The following is a 22248-nucleotide window of genomic DNA, read 5'->3' as shown; positions in this document are numbered from 1 at the left end:
CATGCTTCCTGCTGGTGCCCATCGCGGTCCTCGCGGTCGTCGTGGCCACCGTGCTCGTGCACGGCCTCAGCCGGGACGCCGCGACCGCGTCGTCGTGGCTCGCGGCCGGCTCGCTGCTGGCGCTGCTGGTCGCTTGGGCACGGGCCCGAGCCGCCTGCTCGCGCACGACCCGCGAGCTCGACCAGGTCTGCGCACGCGTCGACGAGACCGAGCGGCTGCTCGGTGAGGACGAGGACACCCTCCACGAGGTGCGCACCGCCCTCGCCGGGCTGGTGCTCAGCGACCGGCTCCTCCAGGAGCACGACGAGCTGCTCGACGAGCAGACCCGCGACCGATTGCTGCACCTGCGCGAGCGCGACCTCGACCGCATCCAGCACCTGCTCTCCGGAGGCCTGCACCACCTGCCGCCGGCGCCCGAGCCGGCCGCCAGCGAGGCGGAGCAGCCCGAGACCGACCCCGCCCCCACGGACGACGGCGTGGACGACGCCGCCGACGAGGTGCCGGTGACCGCGCTCGTCGTCGACGCCCTCACCGCCGCCCAGATGCGCGGGGAGCCCGTCGAGGAGCACGGCCCCGCCCTGCCGGACGCGACCGTGCGTGCCGAGCCGCACGACGTGGCCGAGATCCTCGACATCCTGCTGCGCAACGCCGCCCGGCACGCGCCGGGCGCCCGCGTCGAGGTCGATGTCGAACCGGCCGAGCACTCCGTCTGCGTTCGCGTCAGGGACGAGGGACCCGGCGTGCCCGAGGGCCTGCGCTCGACGCTCTTCACCCGAGGGGCCCGCGGACCGTCGTCACCAGGCTCGGGCCTCGGCCTCGCCGTGGCCCGGCGTCTGGCCGAGCGCAACGACGGCGCCCTGCACCTGGAGACGACCGGTCCCGAGGGCACGACCTTCGCGCTGCACCTGCCCGCCGGCGGGCTCGACGACCACGACGCCATCGACCACCAACACGAGCACGACACCACCACGGAGGACGCCACCATGCCCACCACCGACCGACTCGTAGCCGTCCCGTCATGCCACGCGCACTCGGCCTGACCCGCGTCGCGGTGGTCGAGGACCACCAGCTCTTCGCGGAGTCCCTCGAGGTCGCGCTGACGCTGGAGGGCCACGACGTGCACCGCATCGAGGTGCCCGAGGGGACGCCGCCCGCCGGCTGGCTCCTCACGGCGCTGCTGCGGGTGCGCCCCCGGGTCGTGCTGCTCGACCTCGACCTGGGCCCCGGCGGGCCGGGGACGCGGCTCATCGAGCCCCTCGTTCGCACCCGCGCCGCGGTCGTCGTCGTCACCGGCGAGACCCGGGAGGCGGTGTGGGGCGAGTGCCTGCGCCGCGGCGCCCGCGCCGTGCTGGAGAAGACCGCCTCGCTCAACACGATCCTGGCCACGATCCGGCTGATCGGCGACGGCCGGCCGGTGATGAGCCGCGAGGAGCGTGAACGCCTGATGCTCGTCTACCACCAGGAGAAGCAGGAGCTCGCCGCCGTGCGGGCCCGCCTCGACCGGCTCACCCCGCGCGAGCGGGAGGTGCTCGGCTGCCTGATGCAGGGCACGACAGTGCGCGAGATCGCCAAGTCGTCCTTCGTCTCGGAGGCCACGGTGCGCACCCAGGTCAAGTCGATCCTGGCCAAGCTCGAGGTCTGCTCGCAGCTGGCCGCGGTGGGCATGGCCCACCGGGCGCAGAGCCACCTCGTCCCGCACTAGGGCACCACCCCCCTCACCCGGGAGCCCCGTCGGCGATACCGCATTCGCGGCATGCCAGCGGGGCTTCCGGCTCCTAGATTGGCCGCACGGGGCCGACACAGGTGCGAGGTCAGGGGGGGGTCCATGAGCGCCTACGCCGACCAGGGCCCGCGCGTCGCGCCACCCCTCGTGGGGCGCGTCGCGGGCCCGGGTCAACGACGTACGCGGTGGTACTGGATGGCAGCCACCGACGGTGTGGTGGCCATGGTCGCCGCCATCGTCTGGCTGCCGTTCGACCTGGTGCCCGGCCCCGCGCTGGCGGTGGCCTTCTCGGTGGCCTGGGTGGTACTGCTGGGCCTGGCCCGCACCTACGACCCCGGCCCGGTGCCGCGCCGCGCCGACCTGCTGCGCATCTGCCTGTCGGGCGTCCACCTGGTCGCGCTGGGCGCGCTGCTCAGCGGCGTGACGGGGCTCGTGGTGCCGGCCGACCAGCTGGTGCGGGCCGCCGGTGCGGCCTGCCTGGCCAGCGGCGGGCTGCGGCTGGTCTCCTCGCTGCGCCGCCCGCCGCGCACCCGCGTGGTCCTGGTCGGCCACCGCCGCCAGGTCCGCCGGTTGGCCGCGGAGCTGCGCGAGAGCACCGAGGTCGAGGTGGTGGCCCTGTGCGTGGCCGGTCCCAGAGGCTGCGCCGGCCTCGACCTGCCGACCTCGCCGGGCTTCGACTCCGTGCCCGACCTGGTGCGTGAGCACCGGGCCGAGTGCGTCGTCGCGCTGCCCTGCCGCCACCTCGACGCGACCTCGCTGCGCCGCATGGGCTGGCTGCTGGAGCGCGACCGCGTGCACCTGTTGATCGGCCCGGGCCTGCACGACGTCGACAGCGGCCGGGCCGTGCTGCGGCGCACCGGCGGGCTCTCGCTGCTGCACGTGCGCCACGCCGACCTCACCGGGCCCAGGCGGGCACTCAAGACGCTCTGGGAGCGCGCCGCCTGCGCACTGGCCCTGGTGGTCCTGGCGCCGCTGCTGCTGGGCCTGGTGGCGCTGGTGCGCCTCGACTCCCCCGGCCCCGCGCTCTTCCGCCAGCAGCGCGTGGGCCGCGACGGCCGGGTCTTCTCCATCCTCAAGCTGCGCACCATGCACGTCGACGCCGAGGCACGCCTCGAGGAGCTGCGTGCCCACAACGAGAGCGACGGCGCGCTGTTCAAGATGCGCCACGACCCGCGTGTCACCCGGGCCGGGCGCTGGCTGCGCCGGCTCTCGCTCGACGAGCTGCCGCAGCTGGTCAACGTGGTGCGCGGCGACATGGCCCTGGTCGGCCCGCGCCCGCCGCTGCCCGGCGAGGTCACGACGTACGACGAGGACGCCCTGCGCCGCCTGGCGGTGCGCCCGGGCATCACCGGCCTGTGGCAGGTCTCGGGCCGCTCCGACCTGCCGTGGTCGATGACGGTGCGCCTGGACTCGCGCTACGTCGACAACTGGAGCCTGCGCCTCGACGCCTGGATCCTCGCGCGCACCGTGCGCGCCGTGCTCAGCCACGACGGCGCGTACTGAACCCCGCCGGGCAGCCGGCGGGGCGGCCGGTCGGCCGGCCGGCTGCGGTGAGCCGGGGCGTCAGGACCGGTCGGTCTGCTGCATCCAGCGGTCGTACTGCGCGACCGCGGCGAGCTGCGAGCTCACCGCGAGCTTGCGCAGCACCGCCTTGACCTGGCTGCGCACGGTGCCCTCGCGCACGCCGGTCAGCTCCGCGACCTCGCGCACCGACAGGCCGTCGTGCAGGAGCGCCAGGACGGAGCGCTCGCGGGGGCTCAGGCTGCTCATCCGCCGCTGCACCTCCTCCTGCTCCTCGCGCAGGCGACGCCACTCCAGCTCGAGCTCCTCGCGGCCCGGCCACGCGATCGCGCGGCCCATCACGAGGTCGTCGAGCATCCGCACGAGGTCGTCGAGGCCCACCGAGCTCGGCACCACCGAGCTGGCCCCGGCGGCGACCAGGTCGCTCCACCGCGGGTCGCCGGGCTCGTCGACGAGCAGCAGCCAGGGCAGCGGCAGGTGCGGCAGCCGCACGACGGCCTCACGCTGCTCGGTGCTCAGGAAGTCGCCCACGACGAGGGCGGCGCCCACGCGCCACCCGGCGAGCCGGTGCCGCGAGACGGGCTCCTGGCCGGCCTCGGTGGCGGGCAGCGCCAGCATCTCGAGGCCGCGGCTCTCGAGCGCGACGCGGATGGCGTCACCGACGAGGTGACGTCCGGAGACGAAGAGGACGCGGGAGCCGGTGGTCGATCGCACCGGGGATCCCGAGCTCGGGTCGTTGCTCTCGTTGCTCTCCGGACGGGCGGCCAGGTCCACGTGCCCACCCCCCTCCCCGGTCTGCGATCGGGCCTCCCCGACCCATGGCGGAAGCCTAGGAAGGCGGCCGGGGCCGACGCGGCGCCCGGGGCGAAGATGCTCAATCTTGGTGAGCGGTCCCCGGGTCCGCCTCGCGGGCCAGCAGCCCGGCCCCTTCGAGGTCCTGCGCGGCCGCGTGCAGCGAGGCCACCGAGGCGCCCGAGAGCGCGGCCACCTCGACCAGCGACGTGGCCCCGTCGGAGGCCGCCAGCAGCCACAGCATCGCCATCACGGCGTCCGTCGCGTTCTTGCCGCCGGTGGTCGGGTAGAGCCCGCGCCGGCCCAGCTGCGGCTCGCCGTACGGGCTGAGGTTGCGGTAGGTGACGTCGGCCTGGAGCGACTCGACGACCTCGAGCACCGCGTCGTACGACGCCGCGAGCTGCTCGTCGGTCACGAAGGCCAGGTCGTCGGCCGAGGTGTGGTACTCGGGGTACTCGCCGTGCGGCGTGCGCGAGATCCTGCCCACCGGCAGGTCGAAGCCCAGCGCGTTGAACTGGCGCTCGTCGTAGCCGTAGGGCGAGTAGTCGCGCACCTGACCGCCGTGCGCGGCCACGACGAGCTCGGCGGCGCGGTCGACCGGGCGGGCGCCGCGCCGGGTGCGCTTGTAGACCAGGGACCCCGGCCCGCCGAGACCGGTCAGCACCAGCCCGTGCCGCAGCCGGGGCAGGTGCTCGGCGTTGCGGGCCAGCCAGGTGATCGAGCCGATGGTCCCGGGGGCCAGCAGCAGGCGCACGCCCAGCCGGCGCGGGCGCCCGGCCAGCTCGCGCACCAGCTCGGTGGCCACGCTGAGCCCCGAGAGGTTGTCGTTGGCCAGCGAGGGGTGGCACAGGTGCGCCCAGAGCAGGATCTCGCCCTCCTCGCTGCCGGGCAGCACCACCTCGCCGTACGTCAGCGAGCCGGGCGCGACGGTGGTGTCGACCACGACCTCGAGCGGCCCCAGGCGCGCGGCCTCCTCGAGGCCGGCCAGGTCGCGGTGGGCCAGGCAGAATCCCCAGGTGCGCTCGTAGTAGGTCGTGCGGTAGGGGATCCAGTCGGGCCGGTCGGGCATCGTGTGCAGGTGCGGGCGCAGCTCCTCGAAGCTCATCGAGGCCCGCACCGGCACGCTGTAACCCACCAGGTGCAGGGTGTGCCGGGCCAGGTCGACCAGGCGGCGACCGGTCGCGTCGGCGATCCACGCGGCCCGCGCGTTCCACTCGTCGTTGACGACCCAGTCGTGCACCTGGGTGCCGGAGGGCACCTCGTGGCGGTGCAGCTCGACCCCCGGCGGGAGGTCCTGCTCGATCACGTCGAGGGTGGCGCGCACGCCGTCGCCGGTGATGCTGCGGCACAGGGGGTAGAGGCGCTGCATCCGCACGCGCATCCGCCGCCTGCGACGGGCCGGCTCGTCGTCCTCCACGCGCCCACCCTGCCCCCGCCGCGCGCACCGCGTCGCCCACGTCCGGGGGGTCTACCCACAACTGGGTATCGCTGCGCGAGGTCCTGCGCCACCGGCTGCGCCGGCACTAGCGTCACCGGCCATGGACCCAGCCCACTGGAGGGACCGGGACGTCTTCGTCACCGGCCACACCGGCTTCAAGGGCGCCTGGCTGAGCCGGCTGCTGCACCGGATGGGTGCGCGCGTGCACGGCTACGCCCTCACCACGCCCGAGCACTTCCTGCACACCCGCGCCCGCTGCGCCGACGACCTCGCCAGCGACCGGGTGGGCGACATCCGTGAGCGCGAGCGGCTCACCGCCGCCCTCGAGGCCTCCGGTGCCGACACGGTGCTGCACCTGGCCGCGCAGTCGGTGGTGCGCGAGTCCTACCGCGACCCGCGCGAGACGTTCTCGAGCAACGTCGACGGCACGCTGGCGGTCCTCGAGGCCGTGCTCGCGGTGCCGCGGGTGAGCCGCTGCGTGGTGGTGACCACCGACAAGGTCTACCGCAACAACGAGTGGCACTGGGGCTACCGCGAGAGCGAGCCGCTCGGCGGCGACGACCCCTACAGCGCCAGCAAGGCCTGCGCCGAGCTGCTGACCCACTCGATGGTCGCCTCCTTCCCGCGCGAGGGCCTGGGCGTGGCGACGGCCCGCGCCGGCAACGTCGTCGGCGGCGGCGACGCCACCGCCGACGCGCTGCTGCCCGAGCTGGTCGCCCGGTTCGCGGCCGGCGAGCCGGCCCGGCTGCGGCGACCGGACGCCGTACGCCCCTGGCAGCACGTGCTGGAGCCGCTCAGCGGCTACCTGACCGTCGCCGAGCACCTGCCCGGGCGCGCGCACGACCGGGGGTGGAACTTCGGCCCGACGAGCGCCGACACGCTCAGCGTCGCCGACGTCGCCGACCTGATGGCGCGGCAGTGGGGCGAGGGCGCCCGCTGGGAGGCCACCGGCGACCCCGGCCCGCACGAGGCCGGGCTGCTGGCGCTGGACTCGACGCTGGCGCGCACCGAGCTCGGGTGGCACCCCGTGCTGAGGGCCAAGGAGGCGGTGGCGATCACCGTCGACTGGGAGAAGGCGGTGCGCGCCGGCGAGCCCCCGCGCGAGGCGGTCGACCGCCAGGTCGAGTGCTACCTCGAGCGGCACGCCGAGACCCAGCGCGCCTGAGGCGGATCGCTCAGAGCCGCCGCGGGGCGGCCACGGGGCGCAGCGCCGGCGCGACCGGACGGCCCACCAGCAGGCCCTCGACGCCGCCCTGCTCCAGGGCGCGCGCGTAGACGGGCAGCGCGTGCCGCACCGCGCGCACGGTGAGGTCGAGGTCGTCGTCGGTGTGCGCTGCCGACACCACGAACGACTGGCCCAGCACCCCGTGGCGCAGCAGCTCCTGCAGGAACAGCGTGCGCATCGACTGGCACGGCCGTCCCCGACCGTCGAGCGTCGCGAAGACCATCGAGGTCGGGCGTCCGTGCAGCTGCACGTGCTCGCCCAGCCCCGCGACCGCGACCTCGTGCCGCACCGCGTCGGCCAGGCGGGTGCCCCGGTCGGTCATCGTGGCCACCACGTCGTGCTGCGCGTACTCGTCGTCGACGGCCAGGTACGCCGCCAGCCCACCCGTCTCCGGGCCGTGCGTGGTGGAGACCAGGAAGACCCGCTCGGCGTCGGTGCGCAGCCCGCCCAGCTCCATCAGCTCGCGCCGGCCGGCCAGCGCCGCGATCGGGAACCCGTTGCCCAGCGCCTTGCCCCAGCACGACAGGTCGGGGCGCACCCCGTAGACGTGCTGGGCCCCGTGGCGCGACCATCGCATCCCGCAGATTATCTCGTCGAAGACCAGCACGAAGCCGTCCTCGTCGGCCAGGCGGCGTACGCCCTCGAGGAAGCCGGGCTCCGGCTCGGCGGTCGCCGAGGCCGGCTCGAGCACCACCGCCGCGACCCGGCCCGGGTGCTCGGCGAGCACCGCGCGCAGCGAGTCGAGGTCGTTGTAGTCGAAGCCGACGGTGTCGCCGCGGTGCGCGGGCAGCACCCCGTGGGGCATCGCGGTCGTGCCGATGAACCAGTCGTCGGTGGAGAAGAAGGGCTGGGTGCGGCAGACGGCCACCAGCGGACGCCCGGTCGCGGCCCGCGCCAGGCGCACCGCCGCGGTGGTGACGTCCGAGCCGTTCTTGGCGAACTTGACCATGTCGGCGCCGGGCACCTGCTCCAGGAAGCGCTCCGCGGCCCGCAGCTCCCACACCGAGGGCCGCGTGAAGCTGACCCCGTCGCGCACCGCGCGGCAGACCGCGTCGACCACCGGCGCGAAGCCGTGGCCCAGCGTGACCGCGCGCAGCCCCATGCCGTACTCCACGAAGACGTTGCCGTCGAGGTCCTCGACCCGGGCCCCCGAGCCGCGCACGATCACCGGCGCCATCTGCTCGGGGTACTGGTCGCTGCCGCGGGCGTAGGTGTGTGCCCCGCCGGGCACCAGCTCGTGCAGGCGGGCCTGCGCCCGCAGCGAGCACGAGAAGTCCGGGTCGGTCCCGCCGATCACGAGGCCGCTCCCCCGCGTGCGCCGTCGAGACCGACCAGCACCTTGGCCGAGGAGAAGCCCTCGGCGTACCGGGCGCGGCACTCGACGCCGCGCAGCCGCATCAGGCCCAGGAAGGTCTCCTCGTCCCACCAGTCGCGCCCGTGCTGGCTGGGGAACGAGGCGTCGAGGACGGCGAACTTGCGGCGAGCAGTCTCCTCGTCGAGGGCGACGTAGTGGGTCGAGGGACGCAGGTCGGCGTCCCACTTGGGGATCTCGTAGTGCAGCACCAGCGCGTCGCGCCAGACCGTGGCCACCAGCTCGCCCACCACCCGGTGGTCCTGGTGGGCGTCGTCGGCGCGCGGCGCCAGGACGACATGGGGGCTGTGGATGGCGGCGAGGTCCTCGAGCGCCTGCTTGACCGCGCCCCAGTGCTCCGGCAGCCGCCCGTCGGGCAGGCCCACGCAGCTCAGCCGGGTGCCGGGGAACAACCCCTCCAGCGCCTGCTCCGACTCGCGGACGCGGTCGGGCGTCCCGGTCAGCACCAGCGCGGCGACCGAGGTCTGCGGCCGGCTCGCCAGGCGCAGCAGGGTGCCCCCGCACCCGATCTCGATGTCGTCGGGGTGCGCCCCCAGGCACACCACCTCCAGCGCCCCAGCGCCGATCCCCAGCTCCAGCACGTCGGTCCCCCTTGCCCCTCGCCCACGCGGCCGTCAGGGCGATCCTGCGCGCGGCCGCGGCGGTGTGGGCCGTCGGTGCGCAGAGGTCCCCGATATGCGGTAGATCGCCCTGCAGCGCCCGCACGGGGCCCTGCCCGCGGTCCTACCGTGGCCGGGTGCCCTCACGTCAGAGCCGCCCACGCCCCCGCCCAGGCCTCCCGCTGCTGGGCTGGGTGGGTCTCGCCGTCGTCCTCGTCGCCGCGCTGGCGGCCCTGCGCACCTCGTCGCTGGGGGCCGCCGACCCGGCGGCCGGCGGCCCGGTGGGCGGTCCCGGCGCCGAGCCACAGGCACGCGCCGAGGCACCCGACGACGCACCGGCAGCGGTGTGCGGCTCGCCGCGCCTCGACGGGCCGGCCGAACCGCCGGACGGTGCCGTGGTGGTCCCGACGTCCGACAACCTGCCGCTGGTGGTGAGCCAGTCGCCGCCCGGCACCACCTTCTGGCTCGCACCCGGTCGGCACCGCCTCGGCGAGACGGCGTACGACTCGGTGCGCCCCAACGACGGTGACACCTTCGTCGGGGCGCCCGGCGCGGTGCTCGACGGCGACGGCACCAACCTCTACGCCTTCACCGGCAAGGCCAGCGACGTGACCGTGCGGCACCTGACCGTCGAGGGCTTCGGCGGACGTCTCGACAACCGCAACCAGGGCGTCGTCAACCACGACAGCGCGCCCGGGTGGCTGGTCGAGCGCAACACCCTGCGGCGCAACGGCGGGGCCGGGGTCTTTCTCGGCGACGGTGCGGTGGTGCGCCACAACTGCCTGACCGAGAACGGCCAGTACGGCTTCAGCGCCTACTCCCCGACCGGTCCGAAGGACGTGGTGCTGCACCACAACGAGATCAGCCACAACAACACCGCCGACTGGGAGAAGCGCATCCCGACCTGCGGGTGCACCGGTGGCGGCAAGTTCTGGGCCACGACCGGCGCCCAGATCACCGACAACTGGGTGCACAACAACTCCGGCCCGGGGCTGTGGGCCGACAACAACAACACCGGCTTCACCATCGAGGGCAACCTGGTCGAGCACAACGACTCCGAGGGCCTGGTCTACGAGACCAGCTACAACGCCTCGATCGTGGGCAACACCTTCATCGGCAACGGCACCGTCAAGGGCCCGCGCAACCCGGGCTTCCCCACCCCCGCGATCTACGTCTCCGAGTCCGGGGCCGACCCGCGCGCGGGCACGCTGCACGGCGAGGCGCTGGTCGTGGCCGGCAACCGCTTCATCGACAACTGGGGCGGGGTGGCGATCTGGGAGAACGCCGACCGGTACGCCGGCTCGCCGGCCAACCCCACCCAGGACACCACCCTGGTCAACCCCGAGGTCGCCACCTTCGAGGCCTGCGCCGATCCCGACCTGATCGCCGAGGATCCCTACTTCGACGACTGCCGCTGGAAGTCCCAGCACGTGCACGTGCACGACAACCTCTTCGAGCTCGACCCCGAGCAGCTGGGCCCCGAGTGCACCGTGGAGAACATCTGCGGGGTGAGCGGCATCTTCTCCAACTGGGGCACCTTCCCGCCGCACTCGCCCTTCCAGGGCACCCTGGTGGAGAACGCGGTGACGCTCGAGCAGGACAACCGCTTCTGGGACAACACCTACCGCGGCCCCTGGCTCTTCATGGCCCTCGAGGCCGGCAGCTTCGTGACCTGGAACCAGTGGCGCAGCGAGCCCTACCTCCAGGACGCCGGCAGCAGCACCCAGTAGCCGACCCGGCCCCTATCTCGCGCTGACCCGGCCTGGATCTCACGTCGACCCGGCGCTTCTCTCTCCCCAGCTGCTCGCGGCGTCGTACGAGGCCGGGGCACCGGCGAAGCTCGGACCGCTCGTCGGACGCCGGCAGCCACTGCGACAGCGCGGCGGGTACCTCGACTCACCCGGAAGCAACGCTGACCCGGCCCTAACTTCGCGCCGAGCCGGCGCAGATCTCCCTGCTGCCGTGGGCGTCGTACGCCGATTGGCACGGCTGGCGGCTCAGCGAGATGCCCAGGCCGACTCATGTGGAAGATCCGGGCCGACTCGTTGCGAAGTTCGGGCCGGGTCGGGGCGAAGTCCGGGCCGGGTCAGAGGGCGACGGGGGTGACCGCGGCGCCGGGCTGCACGGGGCGGTCGCGCCACAGCGCCCAGGGGCTGATGCCGTGCCGGTACTTCTCCTCCAGGGCGGTGCGCTCCTTGAGCGTGTCCATCGGGGCCCAGAAGCCGTCGTAGCGCACCGCGCGCACCCGGCCGTCGCGAGCAGCGCGCACGCACCCGTCCATGACCAGGTCGTCGCCCTCCTCGAGGTAGTCGAAGATGCCCTGGCTCAGCACGAAGTAGCCGCCGTTGATGCACAGCGACATGTCGGCGACCGGCACCAGCCCGGAGACCTGCCCGGCGCCGTCGACGTCGATGACGTGGAAGGAGTCCTGCGGCTTGACGGCCAGCATCTGCGCCACCGCGTCGGTCTGCTCGAACTGGGCGACCAGCTCGTCCATCGGCGCGTCGGTGAGCACGTCGCCGTAGTTGGCCAGGAAGACGCCGTCGCCCTCCAGGTGCGGGCGCACGCGGCGCAGCCGCTCACCGATCGCGGTGTCCATGCCGGTGTCGATGAACCGGATCGTCCAGTCGCTGATGTCGGTGCCGAGCATCTCGATGTAGTCGCCGCCCTTGGTGAGCACGAAGTCGTTGGAGGCGGTCTCCTGGTAGTTCAGGAAGTAGTCCTTGACCGCCTGCGCGCCGTGCCCCAGGCACAGCACGAAGTCGGTGTGCCCGAAGTAGGCGTAGTAGCGCATCACGTGCCACAGCACCGGCCGGCTCCCGATGGGCATCATCGGCTTCGGCAGGGACTGGTTGTCGGCGCGCATGCGCATCCCCAGGCCACCGCAGAACAGGACCACCTTCATGTCGTACTCCTCTCGTCAGGCCGATCCGGCCTGGAAGACCTCGAGGCGCGGCAGGGCCACGACCAGCTGGCCGCCCCACTCGCCCACGTAGTCGAGCTGGGCCGTGATCTCCTTGCGGAGGTTCCACGGCATGATCACCACGTAGTCGGGGCGGGCCTGGGCCAGCGCCTCGACCGGCAGCACCGGGATGTGGGTGCCGGGCAGGAACCTGCCGTGCTTGTGCGGGTTGCGGTCGACCGCGAAGGACAGCAGGTCGGCGCGCACACCGCAGTGGTTGAGCAGCGTGTTGCCCTTGCCCGGGGCGCCGTACGCCGCGACGCTGCGTCCGCGTCGGCGACAGTCGACGAGGAACTCCACGAAGTCGTCGCGCACCTCGGCGACCGAGCTGGCGAAGCCGGCGTGACCGTCGAGGGTGTGCAGCCCGGCGGCGGCCTCGTCGGCCAGCACGCGCGCCACCGCCGGCGACGGCTCGGGCGCGGTCTCGGTGCGTGCCGACCAGGTGCGCAGCGAGCCGCCGTGCGTGGGCAGCTCCTCGACGTCGACGACGCTCAGGCCGGCCGCGGCGAGCACCCGCTGTGTGGTCAGCAGCGAGAGGTAGGAGTAGTGCTCGTGGTAGATCGTGTCGAACTCACGGCCCTCCACCAGGCGCAGCAGGTGCGGGATCTCGATGCTCACCCGGCCGTCGTCGGCGACCAGCTCGCGCATCCCGCGGCTGAAGTCGACGATGTCGGGCACGTGGGCGAAGACGTTGTTGGCCACGACGAGGTCGGCGCGCCCGTGCACGTCGGCGATCTTGCGGCCGGTCTCCTGGCCCAGGAAGAGCACCTCGGTGGGCACGCCGCGCTCCTCGGCGGCCACGGCCACGTTGGCGGCGGGCTCGATGCCCAGCGAGCGGATGCCGCGGGCCACGGCGTGCTGCAGGAGGTAGCCGTCGTTGCTGGCCACCTCGACGACGAACGAGTCGGCGCCCAGGCCGAGCCGCTCGACGGCGGTCTCGACGAAGCGCTCGCAGTGGCGCACCCACGAGTCGGAGTAGGAGGAGAAGTAGGCGTAGTCGCTGAAGATGTCCTCGGCCGGGATGTAGGCCGGCAGCTGGACCAGCAGGCACTCGTCGCAGACCCGCACGTGCAGCGGGTGGAAGACCTCCGCGCGGTCCAGGTCCTCCTCGGCCAGGTAGCTCTCGCACGGCGGTGACATCCCCAGGTCCACGAAGGTGGTCCTCAGGTCGGCCCCGCACAACCGGCAGCTGCGTGTTCCCATGCTCGTCCTCCTCGTGGCGTGAGGCACCAGCGTGGGCCCGCGGGACCCGCCTCGAGCCGGCGAGCGGCCCGATTACCTCAATTTCGTGAGGTCCCCCGGCGGACGGCGGGAGAGGCTCGGGCCAGGAGGTGAGCAGCGTGCAGGTACGACGGACCCGGATCGCCGGGGTGCTGGTCATGGAGCCCGAGCCGGTGCGCGACGAGCGCGGCTGGTTCGCGCGCACCTTCGACGCCGACCTCGCGCGCGAGCACGGCGTGCGTGCCGAGGACTTCCTGCAGGACAGCGTCTCGCGCTCGCACCGCGGCGTGGTGCGCGGGCTGCACGTGCGCACCGGCGAGGGCGAGGCCAAGCTGGTGCGCTGCTCGCGGGGTGCCCTGTACGACGTCGTGGTCGACCTGCGCGTCGGCTCGCCGACGTACGGCGAGTGGGAGGGCTTCGAGCTCAGCGAGGAGTCGCTGCGCTCGGTCTACATCCCCGCGGGGTGCGCGCACGGCTTCCAGGCCTTGCGCGAGCCGTCGGACACCTCCTACCGCATCGACCGGCGCCACGACCCGGCCGCGTCGCTGGCGATCGCCCACGACGACCCGGACATCGCGGTCGCGTGGCCGCTGCCGGTCGCGCTGCTCTCGGCGAACGACCGGGCGGCGCCTCGGCTCAGCGAGGTGCGCCACCTGCTGGGGCCCGCGCTGGGCGCACGCTGAGCGAGCCCAGGAAGTCGACCAGCCGGGGCACCACGACGTGGGTGCCCAGCTCGTCGGCGGCGCGAGCCGCCCCGGCCCGGCCCATCCGCTCCCGGGCCTCCTCGTCGTCGAGCAGGTCGAGCAGCAGGTCGGTGGCCGCGGCGACGTCGTCGAGCGGCCAGTGCCGCCCCTCGACCCCGTCGCGCACCACCTCGGGGATGCCTCCGACGGCTCCCGCGAGGACCGGCAGCCCGGACCGCATCGCCTCGGCGAGGGCGATGCCGAAGGACTCGGTCAGTGCGGCGTGGCAGTAGACGCGGTGCCCGGCCAGCCAGGCCGGCACGTCGGTGCGGTGCCCCACCATGCGGACGTCGGCCTCGACACCGAGCGTCCGCGAGCGCCGCTGCAGCTCGTGGCGCTGGGGGCCGTCGCCGACGACGGTCAGGGTGCAGGGCCGGCCCCGGCGGCGGGCCTCGGCGAGCACCTCGAGCAGGAAGCCCTGGTTCTTGCGGGGCTCCACCGACCCGACGGTGACCAGGTCGCGCACCGGCGCCGCCGCGCCGGGGGCGGACGCCGGTGGGGCGGGCAGGGCAGGCACCGCGTTGGGCACCACCACCGCCGGCACGCCGGCCGCTGCGGGCACCCGGGCCAGGCAGTCCCGGCGCGCGGCCTCGGAGACGAAGACCAGCCCGTCGAGGCGGGGCAGCACCCGGGCCTCGAGCTCGCGGATGGCCCGGAAGACCCGCCCGCCCGCGCTGATCTCGCCCTTGCCGGCCCACTCGTCGGCCTCGGAGATGTTGAAGTGCACCGCCATCACGACCGGCTCGCAACCGCCTGCGCGCTCGCGCACGTCGAGCGCGGCCAGGGCCGAGCCCGGGCACTGCGCGTAGACGACCGGTCGGCCCGCACCGGCCCGGGCGGCCTCCAGCACCGGGTCGAGGGCGGCCCGCAGGTAGGCCGTGTGCCAGTGCCGGTACCACCACACCCCGGCCGCGCCCGAGAGCGGCTGCAGCGCCAGCCGCGCCGCGAAGACGGGCCGTACGAGGGGCGAGGTGGCCTCGAAGGGGCTGACCACCCGTACCGGCAGCCCGGTCGCCTCGAGGTGCTCGACCACGGTGCGCACGTGGGTCTGGACGCCGCTGCCGCCCTCCCGGCGCATCACCGTCGCGACCACGACCTGCAGGCTCTCGGTCGACGGCTCAACCGACACGGTCGTCGACCTCCTCGGGCTCGACCAGGGCCGTGGCCGGCGGGAGCGGCAGCGCTGCCCGGGCGGCCCGGTCGAGGGCCAGCCACCACGCCACGGCTCCCAGGCAGGAGGCCGTGGCGGTGCCCCAGACCATCCCCCCGGCTCCGCCCGCCGCCGCGCCGGCGGTGCCGAGCACGGCGTACGTCGAGGTCACCAGCACCTGCATGCGCAGCGTCAGGTCGGCGCGCCCCAGGGCGCGCAGCCCGGCCGAGGGACCCACGTGCAGGCAGCCCGCGGTGGCCCCGATGATGACGGCCGGCAGCAGCGAGTGGGCTGAGGGCCAGACCTCGCCCAGCAGCCGGTCGCCGAGCCCGTGGGGCAGCACGACGAAGACCAGCGCGCCCCACAGCAGCGCGACCGCGGCCAGTCCCCCGCTCAGCGCGCGGCAGAGCCGCTCGAGCGACGAGCGCCCGTTGGCGCGGGCCCGCACCGCCTCGGGCACCGCCACCTGCGAGATCCCCATCAGCAGGCTGGCCACCGGTCCGATCAGCATCTCCGCGCCGCGGACCGCACCGAGGGCCCCCAGTCCGGCGACGGCCGCGACGACCAGGACCGTGACCTGCTGGCCCACCCCGAGGGTCACGTTCTCGCCCAGGAAGCGGGTGCCGAGGTCGTGGTGCTCGCGCCACCACCACACGACCCGTCGCGGGTCGGGCAGGGTGCGCGCCCGCCAGGCCGCGAAGGCCGCGGAGAGTCCGGCGCTGGCGCCGAAGGCCACGACGGCCCAGGCGATGCCGTCGTGGCCCAGCGGTGCGCCGAGCGGCAGCAGCAGCACCAGCGAGACCGCCCAGACCATGTCGGTGGCGCAGGCCGCGCCGCCGCGGCCGGCGGCGAAGAAGGCGTAGCGGTAGCTGTCCTGGAGGGCCAGCAGCGGCAGGCAGGGCGCCAGCGCGGTGAAGGCCGCGCCGCCCTCGCCGCTGACCCAGCGCGTCAGCACCGCGCCACCGGCCAGGCAGGCCGCCCCGGCGACGATGCCCACGACCGTGGCGGTCGCGGTGGCAGCAGCGCTCGAGGAGCGCCAGGTCCGCGGCTCGGTGCCGGTGTAGCGCACCATCAGCGGGTCGGTGGCCAGGCCGCGGGCGGCCTGCAGCACGATCGCGTAGGTCACCAGCACCAGGCCCAGCGCACCCAGGCTCTGTGCTCCCAGCGTGGTCGCCACGAAGACGCCCAGCACGAAGTTCTTGACGCTGGAGACGCCCTGGTCGGCGACCCCCCAGCCGAGCCGGCCGGCGGTGCGCAGCAGGGCCGCGCGCCCGACCGGCACGGTGCTCATGCCGCCACCTCGGCAGGCGCGTCGAGCAGCCGGGCGGCCACCTCGTCGAAGTGCTGCTCGAACGTGGGAGCCAGCTCCTCGAGCCGCTGCTCCAGGTGCGCCCGCACGCCCTCGCGGTCGCGGTGGACCTCGTCGACGTGGTCCACGAGGCGCTCGGCGTCGAGCCCGCGCAGCTCGTGGCACAGCTCCCCGACCCCCATCAGGGCCATCAGGTCGCGGTGCTTGGGCGCGTAGCACAGCGCCACGACGGGGGTCGCGCAGCGCAGCGCACCGACGACGTTGTGGTAGCGCGCGGCCACCACCACCTCGACGGCCGAGACCGCCTCGACCAGCTCGTCCGGGGTCGTCGGCACCACCAGCCGCACCCGCTCGCTGCCGGCCCCCGAGACCAGGTCCTGGGCCACCGGCACGTCGTCGGCGTCGCCCACCAGCACGCTGACGTCGTAGCCGCGCTCGAGCAGCAGCTCGAGCACGCGCTCCATCTCGGCGACGTACGCCGCGTGCAGGCGCTCGGCCAGCGCGCGCTCGCCGTTGCTGCCCGACCAGGCCATCACCCCCAGCCCGACGCTGCGCGGTCGCGCCGGCGGGTGCGGGGGCGCCGGCCGGGCCAGCACCACGTCGGGCAGGACCCCGTCGTGGGTGCGCAGGCCCATCCGCTGCATCTCGTCGCGGGAGCGCTCGTCGCGGAAGGAGCGGTAGGCGACCAGGCGGGCGGCGGTGACGAACATCCAGCGCTGGGCCCGTTCGGGCACTGCTCCGGCCCCGACGCCCACCAGGGCCACCTTGGTGCGCCACAGCCGTCCGCTGACGGCCATCACCAGCAGCGTCCAGGGCATCTGCCAGGCCCGCTCCTGCAGCGTCGACTCGAGCGTGCCCATGCCCGGCACCAGCACGACGTCGTGGCGACGCACCCACCGGCCGACGCGCACGGCGTCGACGACCAGCCCGGCCAGCACCCGCCAGGGCGTGGGGCCGCGCAGGGCGCGGTGCAGCTCCACGGTGGGCAGGTCGTAGCGCTCGCGCACGACCTCGGGCCCCGAGCACATGGCGTCGAGCACCGCGTCGGGGCGCCGGGCCCGCACCAGGCCCAGCACCACCTCGAGGCTGGCGTCGTTGCCCAGGTTGCCGGCGCCCAGCCGTCCCAGGAAGCCCACCCGGGGCGGCCCGGCGGGCGGGCTCACGGCCCGACGCCCTGCCCCGCCACGACCCGGCTGGCCAGGTCGCGACGCTGCGGCACGACGTCGTACTCGTCGGCAGGCACGCCCGGGTCGGCGCCGCCGAGGCGGCGCCCCGCACGCGAGGCCGCCCACGAGGCCAGGTGGCGCACGCAGGCCCGCTTCTCCGCAGCGCTGATCGGTGAGCGCTGCACCGCACCGAGGTAGCCGGTGAACATCTCCCCCACCAGCCGCGCGGTCGGGTTGCGCAGCCGGTCGGCGCGGCGCGGGTCGAGCGAGGCGCACCACGAGCGCACCGTCGCCTCGTCGTGCGAGAGCCGGCCGCCGTGGTGGCGGCGGAAGTAGAGCCAGTCGGGCACCTGGACGAAGCGGCCCTGCAGGACCAGCTCGCTGACGAAGACGTGGTCGGCGCGGTAGAAGCTGTCGTGCGGCCTGACCCGGCGCAGCACGTCGGCGCGCACCAGGCCGTAGAAGTCGTCGGAGCGGATCGCGCCGGGCATGTGGTCACCGTCGCGGAGCATGCTGCGGAAGCGCCGGGAGGGCCGGCGCGAGTTCGTCAGCAAGGGGTACTCGTGGGCCTGCACCACCGCGCCCGACTCGTCGACCGCAGCCGTCCACGAGTGGGCCAGCACGGCGTCGGGGTGGTCGTCGAGCAGCCGCACGCACTGCTCGACGAGGTCGGTGGCGTACAGGTCGTCGGCTGAGGCCCACTTGAACAGCTCGCCGCGCGCGCGGCGCAGCACGACGTCGTGGTTGGCCGCCGCGCCGAGGTTGGTCGACAGCCGCTCGAAGCGCACCCGGGGGTCGCGCGCCGCGTAGTCGCGCACGAGGTCGTCGGTGCCGTCGGTCGAGGCGTTGCTCGAGACGACGACCTCGAGGTCCTCGAAGCTCTGCCCGAGCAGGGCGTCGAGGGACTGGCCCACGTAGTCGACGCCGTTGTAGACCGGCAGCCCGATGCTCACGCGGGGCACACGCGCCGTCCCGGTCACGACTCAGCCCTCCGTCGCCGGCGCGGGGCGGGCGGTGCGGGGACCGTGGGCGGGTCGAGAGGCATGGGAGGTCCTTCCTGCCGGGTGTGCGATGGCGTACCGATAGATGGAGAGCAGCTGCTCGAGGTTGCGCTCGCGCGAGAAGCGGCGCCGCGAGGTCGCCCGGGCCCGCTCGCCGAGCTCGAGGTGGTGGCCGGGGTCGCGGTCGGCACGGTCGAGCACGCGGGCCAGGTCGGCGGCGCTGCCGGGCTCGAAGAGCACGCCGTCCCAGCCGTCGCGCACCAGCTCGGGGAAGGAGCCGCGTGCCGGCGCCACCGGCACCGCGCCGTGGGCCATGGCCTCCACGGCCACCAGGCCGAAGACCTCCTCCCACGCCGAGGGCACGACCGCCAGCAGGGCCCGGTCGAGCAGGTCGCCGACCCCGGCCGGGTCGAGGGTGCCGACCATCCGCACCCGCTCGCGCCCCGCGGCCCAGTCGCGCACCAGGTCCTCGAGGGGCCCGCCGCCGGCGACCACGAGCTGCAGCCGCGAGTCGGGCGACATGCGCTCGTGGAGCTCCCAGGCGGCCATCGTCAGACGGATCCCCTTGGCCTCGTCGAGGCGGCCGAGGTGGGCCACGAGGTGCTCGCGCGGCACCGGTGAGACCTCGGCCCGGTCGACGAAGTTGGGCTTGACGAAGACCCGCTCCTCGGGCAGCGCCAGGCCCTGCAACAACCCACGCTGCGACTCGCTGATGAGCAGGTACGCCGACACCAGCTGCTGCCACAGCCGCCGGTTGAGCACCAGCCCGGCCGCGACCGGCAGGGTCGCGGCGTGCGAGGCGCGGTAGCAGCCGTGCCGCAGCGCCGGCGAGACCTGCCCGTCGCCGCAGTCGTGGCAGGGCGCACCGTCGCGGTAGAAGTCGCCGCTGGCGCAGAGCAGCTTGTAGTTGTGCACCGTGGCCACCGCGGGGACCCCCACGTCGTGGCAGGCCAGCAGCACCGAGGGGCTGAGCAGCGGGAAGGTGTTGTGCACGTGCACGACGTCGGGACGCTCGCGGCGCAGGTACGCCGCCAGCTCGGCGCGCACCGGCCCGTTGCGCACGCTGCTCATCACCAGCAGCGCCCGGCGCCGGGCCGGCCAGTCGGCGATGTCGTCGCTGTGCCGCTCGTAGCTGCGCACCTCGTGACCGGCCTCGCGCAGCATCCGGACCTCCTGGTCGACCACGCGGTTCTCCCCGCTCGGCGCGACCGAGCGGTAGCGCCCGTGCACCACCACGACCTTCATGGCTGCCTCGCCCGCCAGCCGGTCGTCAGCAGCGACGCGGCGACGGCCAGGTCGAGCAGGTAGACCGACGGGGCGCCCAGACCGGTCTCGGTGACCGAGGCGACCATGCAGTAGACGACCAGGAACAGCGCGATGGCCCGCTCGGGCCCGGGCCGGTGCACGACCGCCATCAGCAGGAGCAGCAGCAGCACCGCGGCCTGCACCCCCACGCCCAGCCAGCCCTGGTCGACGTACGTCGCCACCCAGCTGCTGTCGATGGGCAACCCGCCGAAGGACTGGTCGGACAGGCCCCACCCGAAGAGGTCCTCGATCCAGGGCCGCTCGAGGTCGGCCACGGCGCTCCACACGTCGGTGCGACCGGTGAGCTTGTTGGCCTCGTCGGCCGACTGGCCGCGCAGCAGCCACACGGTCAGCGGCGAGATGAACAGGGCTGCTGCGATCGCGCCGCCACCGCCGGCCACCAGCAGGGTGCGACGCACGCGCACGTGGCCCAGCAGCAGGCTCAGGGAGGCGACCACCATCCCCAGCAGCACCCCGATCACCGCGGTGCGGGTGTGGGTGGCCACCAGGGGCAGCAGCGAGAGCAGCACCATCAGCCCGGCCCGCAGGCCGCCGACCAGCCGGCACATCCACAGCAGCAGCGAGGTGCCCAGCAGGACCGCGGCGTAGTGCGCGACCTGGGTGGGCGGGATCGGCCAGATCACCCCGGCCAGGCGGTCCTGGAACGCGAAGGCCAGCCCGGGCGCCACCAGCGCCCCGAGGTAGACGGTGGCCATCACCACGGCCAGCGCCGTGCGGTGCAGCCGCAGCAGCAGCATGTCGCGCCGTCCGAACCAGGTGCTCAGCAGCCACAGCACGGCCACGAAGAGCACCATCCGCCCGGCCCGGAAGGTCGCGGAGAGGAAGAACTCGGAGTAGAGGCTGGCGGCGCTGGCACCGATGGCCAGCACCGTCAGCAGCAGCAGGAAGACCTGGGGACGCACGACCCCGCCGGGGTTGACCACCAGCGCCAGCAGCAGCGCCACCAGCACCGCGCCCTGGGTCAGCGCCGAGCCCACCAGGGTGGGCAGCGGCACCACGGTGGCGGTGTCGGCGTAGGTCAGCACGTTGAGCAGCAGGGCGCCCCAGGCGAGGCCGACCAGCGTCCGCTCGCGTCGGCCCAGGCGCACGTCCGGGGTCGGGGGGCCGGCGCCGCGCCCGGTCAGGACGGGGCGGAGCGCACTCACCTGCCCCACCGTCCCGAGAGCAGCGAGCGGCCGGAGCCGGCGTCCTCGTCGACGGGCGCCAGGCCCAGGCTGTCGTCGGTGGCGTCGGCGTTCACCAGCACGGCCTCGGACGGCTCCAGGCCGGCGGCGCGGGCCAGCTCGGCCGTGGTGCGCAGGCGCTCGGCGGTCGAGCCGCCCGCGCTGACCACGACCACCAGGCGCTCGGCGCGCGCGGCGACGTGGTCGAGCCCGACGGCGGGGTCGATGTCGACCACGACCAGCACCAGGTCGGCGTCCGACTCGGCCTCGGTCACCGTGGCGGTCGACATCTCGGCCCCCGGCACCGGCCCGGCCGCGCGGGTGGGCACCCCGTCGGGGCGCAGCACCACCGGCCGGGTCCCGGCGCCGCTCCACAGCCCGGCGACCGCGCGGCCGACCCGGCCGCGCTCGGTCAGGTCCACCACCAGCACCCGGTCGCCGGCCCGGGCCCGGTCCACAGCCAGGGCCGCCGCGAGCACGGTGGTCTCCGAGCCGTTCTCGACGGCGCCCACCGCCCACCGCACGGGGTCGTGGCCCTCCGCGGCCGGGTCGGGTGCCACCAGCTGTGAGACGCAGGCGACGGCACGCCCGAGCGAGGCGCGGCGACGGCCCGGGCGGGGCGCGCCGTGCGACACCCGCGTGGGCACCCGGCCCACGCTGCAGCACACCCGCGTGCCGAGCGCCATCGCGATCTCCTCGCGGCGCCGCACCCGCTGCGAGAGCAGGGCTCCCAGCAGCACCCAGCCGGCGCCCACGGAACCGCCGGCCACCAGCCCGGCGGTGGTGTCGAGGGCCAGGCTGCGCACGAGCGAGCGGCCGTCGAGCGTGTCGGTGGGGTCGAGCACGTGGCTGGCGCCCGCGACGGCTCCCGCCACGATGCGGGTGCGCTCGATCTCCTGCTCCAGCTCGCTGATCTGGGCGTCGACCTGGGCGCGGCGGGTCAGCACCTCGGCTGCCTCGGCACGCCCCCGGCGGCCGCTGGCGCTGAGGACGTCGTACTGGGCCGTGAGCGTGCCGGCCTCGCTGCGCAGGGCCTCGACCCGGATCCGGTAGCGGTCGGTGCGAGCGTCGGTCTGCACGTCCATCGTCTCGTTGCGGAAGTCGAGGAACGTGGTGGCGACCGCCTCGGTGCGCCGCCGCGACTCGGCACTGTCGGGCCCCGCGACCTCGAGCTGCAGCACCGTGGTCGTCTCGACGGTGGCCAGGATCGAGTCCTGCATCTCCTCGGGGCTCAGGTCGAGGTCGAGCCGGTCGACGACCCGCTCGGCCACCGTGCGGGTGCGCAGCAGGGCCACGTCGGTGTTCATCGCCATCGTCGGGTCCGCACCGTCGGGGTGCGCGAGCAGCAGCGTCACGCTGGCGGCGCTGCGCGTGGGCAGGGCCAGCGCGACGGCCGCCCCGAGCAGGACACCGACCAGGGCGCAACCGGCCCAGACCCGCCAGCGCCGCCGCAGCGCGCGCCGCAGGAAGTGCAGGCTCACGATCGCCGGGGCCACCTCCTCGAGCTCGGGGTCCTCCGAGTGCTCGGTCTCCACCG

General features: G+C 74.7%; 19 protein-coding genes. 6 read left to right on the top strand and 13 right to left on the bottom strand.

Annotated elements, in window-relative coordinates; genetic code table 11:
• Positions 1-14 precede the first annotated feature (14 nt).
• From QWJ41_RS08720 to QWJ41_RS08710, 3 genes are all read left to right on the top strand, one after another.
• Positions 15-1040 carry a sensor histidine kinase gene (locus QWJ41_RS08720; protein WP_302707349.1) on the top strand — a complete coding sequence of 342 codons (1026 nt, stop codon included), beginning with the start codon at positions 15-17 and terminating at the stop codon, positions 1038-1040.
• Positions 1019-1702, top strand: a complete 684-nt coding sequence (locus QWJ41_RS08715) for a LuxR C-terminal-related transcriptional regulator (RefSeq protein WP_302707347.1) — start codon at positions 1019-1021, stop codon at positions 1700-1702. Before QWJ41_RS08720 ends, QWJ41_RS08715 begins: the two co-directional genes overlap by 22 nt.
• 123 nt (positions 1703-1825) lie before the next feature.
• Positions 1826-3226 (top strand): exopolysaccharide biosynthesis polyprenyl glycosylphosphotransferase, encoded by a 1401-nt coding sequence (locus QWJ41_RS08710; RefSeq protein ID WP_302707345.1) that lies wholly within the window; start codon positions 1826-1828, stop codon positions 3224-3226.
• A gap of 60 nt (positions 3227-3286) precedes the next feature.
• Here QWJ41_RS08710 and QWJ41_RS08705 read toward each other — a convergent pair whose 3' ends face one another.
• Entirely contained in the window at positions 3287-4018 is a 732-nt protein-coding gene (locus QWJ41_RS08705; protein WP_302707344.1) for a helix-turn-helix transcriptional regulator, read from the bottom strand.
• Between the two features lie 100 nt (positions 4019-4118).
• Positions 4119-5453, bottom strand: a complete 1335-nt coding sequence (locus tag QWJ41_RS08700; RefSeq protein WP_302707343.1) for a DUF4910 domain-containing protein — start codon at positions 5451-5453, stop codon at positions 4119-4121.
• A gap of 121 nt (positions 5454-5574) precedes the next feature.
• Here QWJ41_RS08700 and rfbG point away from each other — a divergent pair, with 121 nt between their 5' ends.
• Positions 5575-6639, top strand: coding sequence for a CDP-glucose 4,6-dehydratase (gene rfbG, locus QWJ41_RS08695; RefSeq protein ID WP_302707341.1), 1065 nt, complete (start codon positions 5575-5577; stop codon positions 6637-6639).
• Positions 6640-6649: 10 nt separating this feature from the next.
• Here the strand turns inward: rfbG and QWJ41_RS08690 are convergent, their stop codons facing one another.
• Together QWJ41_RS08690 and QWJ41_RS08685 are read right to left on the bottom strand one after the other, a co-directional pair.
• Entirely contained in the window at positions 6650-7996 is a 1347-nt protein-coding gene (locus QWJ41_RS08690; RefSeq protein WP_302707339.1) for a glutamate-1-semialdehyde 2,1-aminomutase, read from the bottom strand.
• Positions 7993-8652 (bottom strand): PIG-L deacetylase family protein, encoded by a 660-nt coding sequence (locus QWJ41_RS08685; protein WP_302707338.1) that lies wholly within the window; start codon positions 8650-8652, stop codon positions 7993-7995. Before QWJ41_RS08685 ends, QWJ41_RS08690 begins: the two co-directional genes overlap by 4 nt.
• Positions 8653-8807: 155 nt before the next feature.
• On the opposite strand from QWJ41_RS08685, the gene QWJ41_RS08680 reads away from it, so the two are divergent.
• Complete coding sequence (locus tag QWJ41_RS08680; RefSeq protein WP_302707336.1) at positions 8808-10400, top strand: right-handed parallel beta-helix repeat-containing protein; 1593 nt, start codon at positions 8808-8810, stop codon at positions 10398-10400.
• 356 nt (positions 10401-10756) lie between these two features.
• On the opposite strand, the gene QWJ41_RS08675 is transcribed toward QWJ41_RS08680, so the two are convergent.
• Together QWJ41_RS08675 and QWJ41_RS08670 are read right to left on the bottom strand one after the other, a co-directional pair.
• Entirely contained in the window at positions 10757-11575 is an 819-nt protein-coding gene (locus QWJ41_RS08675; protein WP_302707334.1) for a sugar phosphate nucleotidyltransferase, read from the bottom strand.
• Between the two features lie 15 nt (positions 11576-11590).
• On the bottom strand, positions 11591-12835 hold the full coding sequence (locus QWJ41_RS08670) for a class I SAM-dependent methyltransferase (RefSeq protein ID WP_302707332.1): 1245 nt from the start codon (positions 12833-12835) through the stop codon (positions 11591-11593).
• A 128-nt stretch (positions 12836-12963) separates the two neighbouring features.
• Here QWJ41_RS08670 and rfbC point away from each other — a divergent pair, with 128 nt between their 5' ends.
• On the top strand, positions 12964-13536 hold the full coding sequence (rfbC, locus tag QWJ41_RS08665; RefSeq protein ID WP_302707330.1) for a dTDP-4-dehydrorhamnose 3,5-epimerase: 573 nt from the start codon (positions 12964-12966) through the stop codon (positions 13534-13536).
• On the opposite strand, the gene QWJ41_RS08660 is transcribed toward rfbC, so the two are convergent.
• From QWJ41_RS08660 to QWJ41_RS08630, 7 genes are read right to left on the bottom strand one after another with little or no spacing between them, the layout of a single operon-like run.
• Positions 13490-14725 (bottom strand): glycosyltransferase family 4 protein, encoded by a 1236-nt coding sequence (locus tag QWJ41_RS08660; protein WP_302707328.1) that lies wholly within the window; start codon positions 14723-14725, stop codon positions 13490-13492. The genes rfbC and QWJ41_RS08660 overlap by 47 nt on opposite strands.
• Positions 14715-16037: an MATE family efflux transporter gene (locus QWJ41_RS08655; RefSeq protein WP_302707326.1), complete on the bottom strand. Its 1323-nt coding sequence runs from the start codon at positions 16035-16037 to the stop codon at positions 14715-14717. The genes QWJ41_RS08660 and QWJ41_RS08655 overlap by 11 nt, the downstream gene beginning before the upstream one ends.
• Positions 16034-17218 (bottom strand): polysaccharide pyruvyl transferase family protein, encoded by a 1185-nt coding sequence (locus QWJ41_RS08650; protein ID WP_302707324.1) that lies wholly within the window; start codon positions 17216-17218, stop codon positions 16034-16036. The genes QWJ41_RS08655 and QWJ41_RS08650 overlap by 4 nt, the downstream gene beginning before the upstream one ends.
• A complete protein-coding gene (locus QWJ41_RS08645) occupies positions 17215-18201 on the bottom strand; it encodes a glycosyltransferase family 2 protein (RefSeq protein WP_302707322.1) in 987 nt (328 codons plus the stop codon). The genes QWJ41_RS08650 and QWJ41_RS08645 overlap by 4 nt, the downstream gene beginning before the upstream one ends.
• A 3-nt stretch (positions 18202-18204) precedes the next feature.
• Positions 18205-19467 carry a glycosyltransferase gene (locus QWJ41_RS08640; RefSeq protein WP_302707321.1) on the bottom strand — a complete coding sequence of 421 codons (1263 nt, stop codon included), beginning with the start codon at positions 19465-19467 and terminating at the stop codon, positions 18205-18207.
• Positions 19464-20693: a hypothetical protein gene (locus QWJ41_RS08635; protein WP_302707319.1), complete on the bottom strand. Its 1230-nt coding sequence runs from the start codon at positions 20691-20693 to the stop codon at positions 19464-19466. The genes QWJ41_RS08640 and QWJ41_RS08635 overlap by 4 nt, the downstream gene beginning before the upstream one ends.
• The gene (locus QWJ41_RS08630) at positions 20690-22246 is read right to left on the bottom strand and encodes a YveK family protein (RefSeq protein WP_302707317.1); all 1557 of its coding nucleotides are present in this window, start codon (positions 22244-22246) and stop codon (positions 20690-20692) included. Before QWJ41_RS08630 ends, QWJ41_RS08635 begins: the two co-directional genes overlap by 4 nt.
• Positions 22247-22248: the final 2 nt, after the last annotated feature.

Source organism: Nocardioides cremeus (assembly GCF_030518195.1).
Lineage (GTDB): Bacteria > Actinomycetota > Actinomycetes > Propionibacteriales > Nocardioidaceae > Nocardioides > Nocardioides cremeus.
The sequence above is the reverse complement of the archived record's forward strand: the minus strand, read 5'-3'. Positions and strand labels throughout refer to the sequence as shown.

Coding starts and splice junctions, on each gene's coding strand:
- QWJ41_RS08715 (WP_302707347.1), top strand. CDS start 1,019: ATGCCACGCGCACTCGGCCTGACCCGCGTCGCGGTGGTCGAGGACCAC.
- QWJ41_RS08710 (WP_302707345.1), top strand. CDS start 1,826: ATGAGCGCCTACGCCGACCAGGGCCCGCGCGTCGCGCCACCCCTCGTG.
- rfbG (WP_302707341.1), top strand. CDS start 5,575: ATGGACCCAGCCCACTGGAGGGACCGGGACGTCTTCGTCACCGGCCAC.
- QWJ41_RS08675 (WP_302707334.1), bottom strand. CDS start 11,575: ATGAAGGTGGTCCTGTTCTGCGGTGGCCTGGGGATGCGCATGCGCGCC.
- QWJ41_RS08670 (WP_302707332.1), bottom strand. CDS start 12,835: ATGGGAACACGCAGCTGCCGGTTGTGCGGGGCCGACCTGAGGACCACC.
- QWJ41_RS08655 (WP_302707326.1), bottom strand. CDS start 16,037: ATGAGCACCGTGCCGGTCGGGCGCGCGGCCCTGCTGCGCACCGCCGGC.
- QWJ41_RS08640 (WP_302707321.1), bottom strand. CDS start 19,467: ATGAAGGTCGTGGTGGTGCACGGGCGCTACCGCTCGGTCGCGCCGAGC.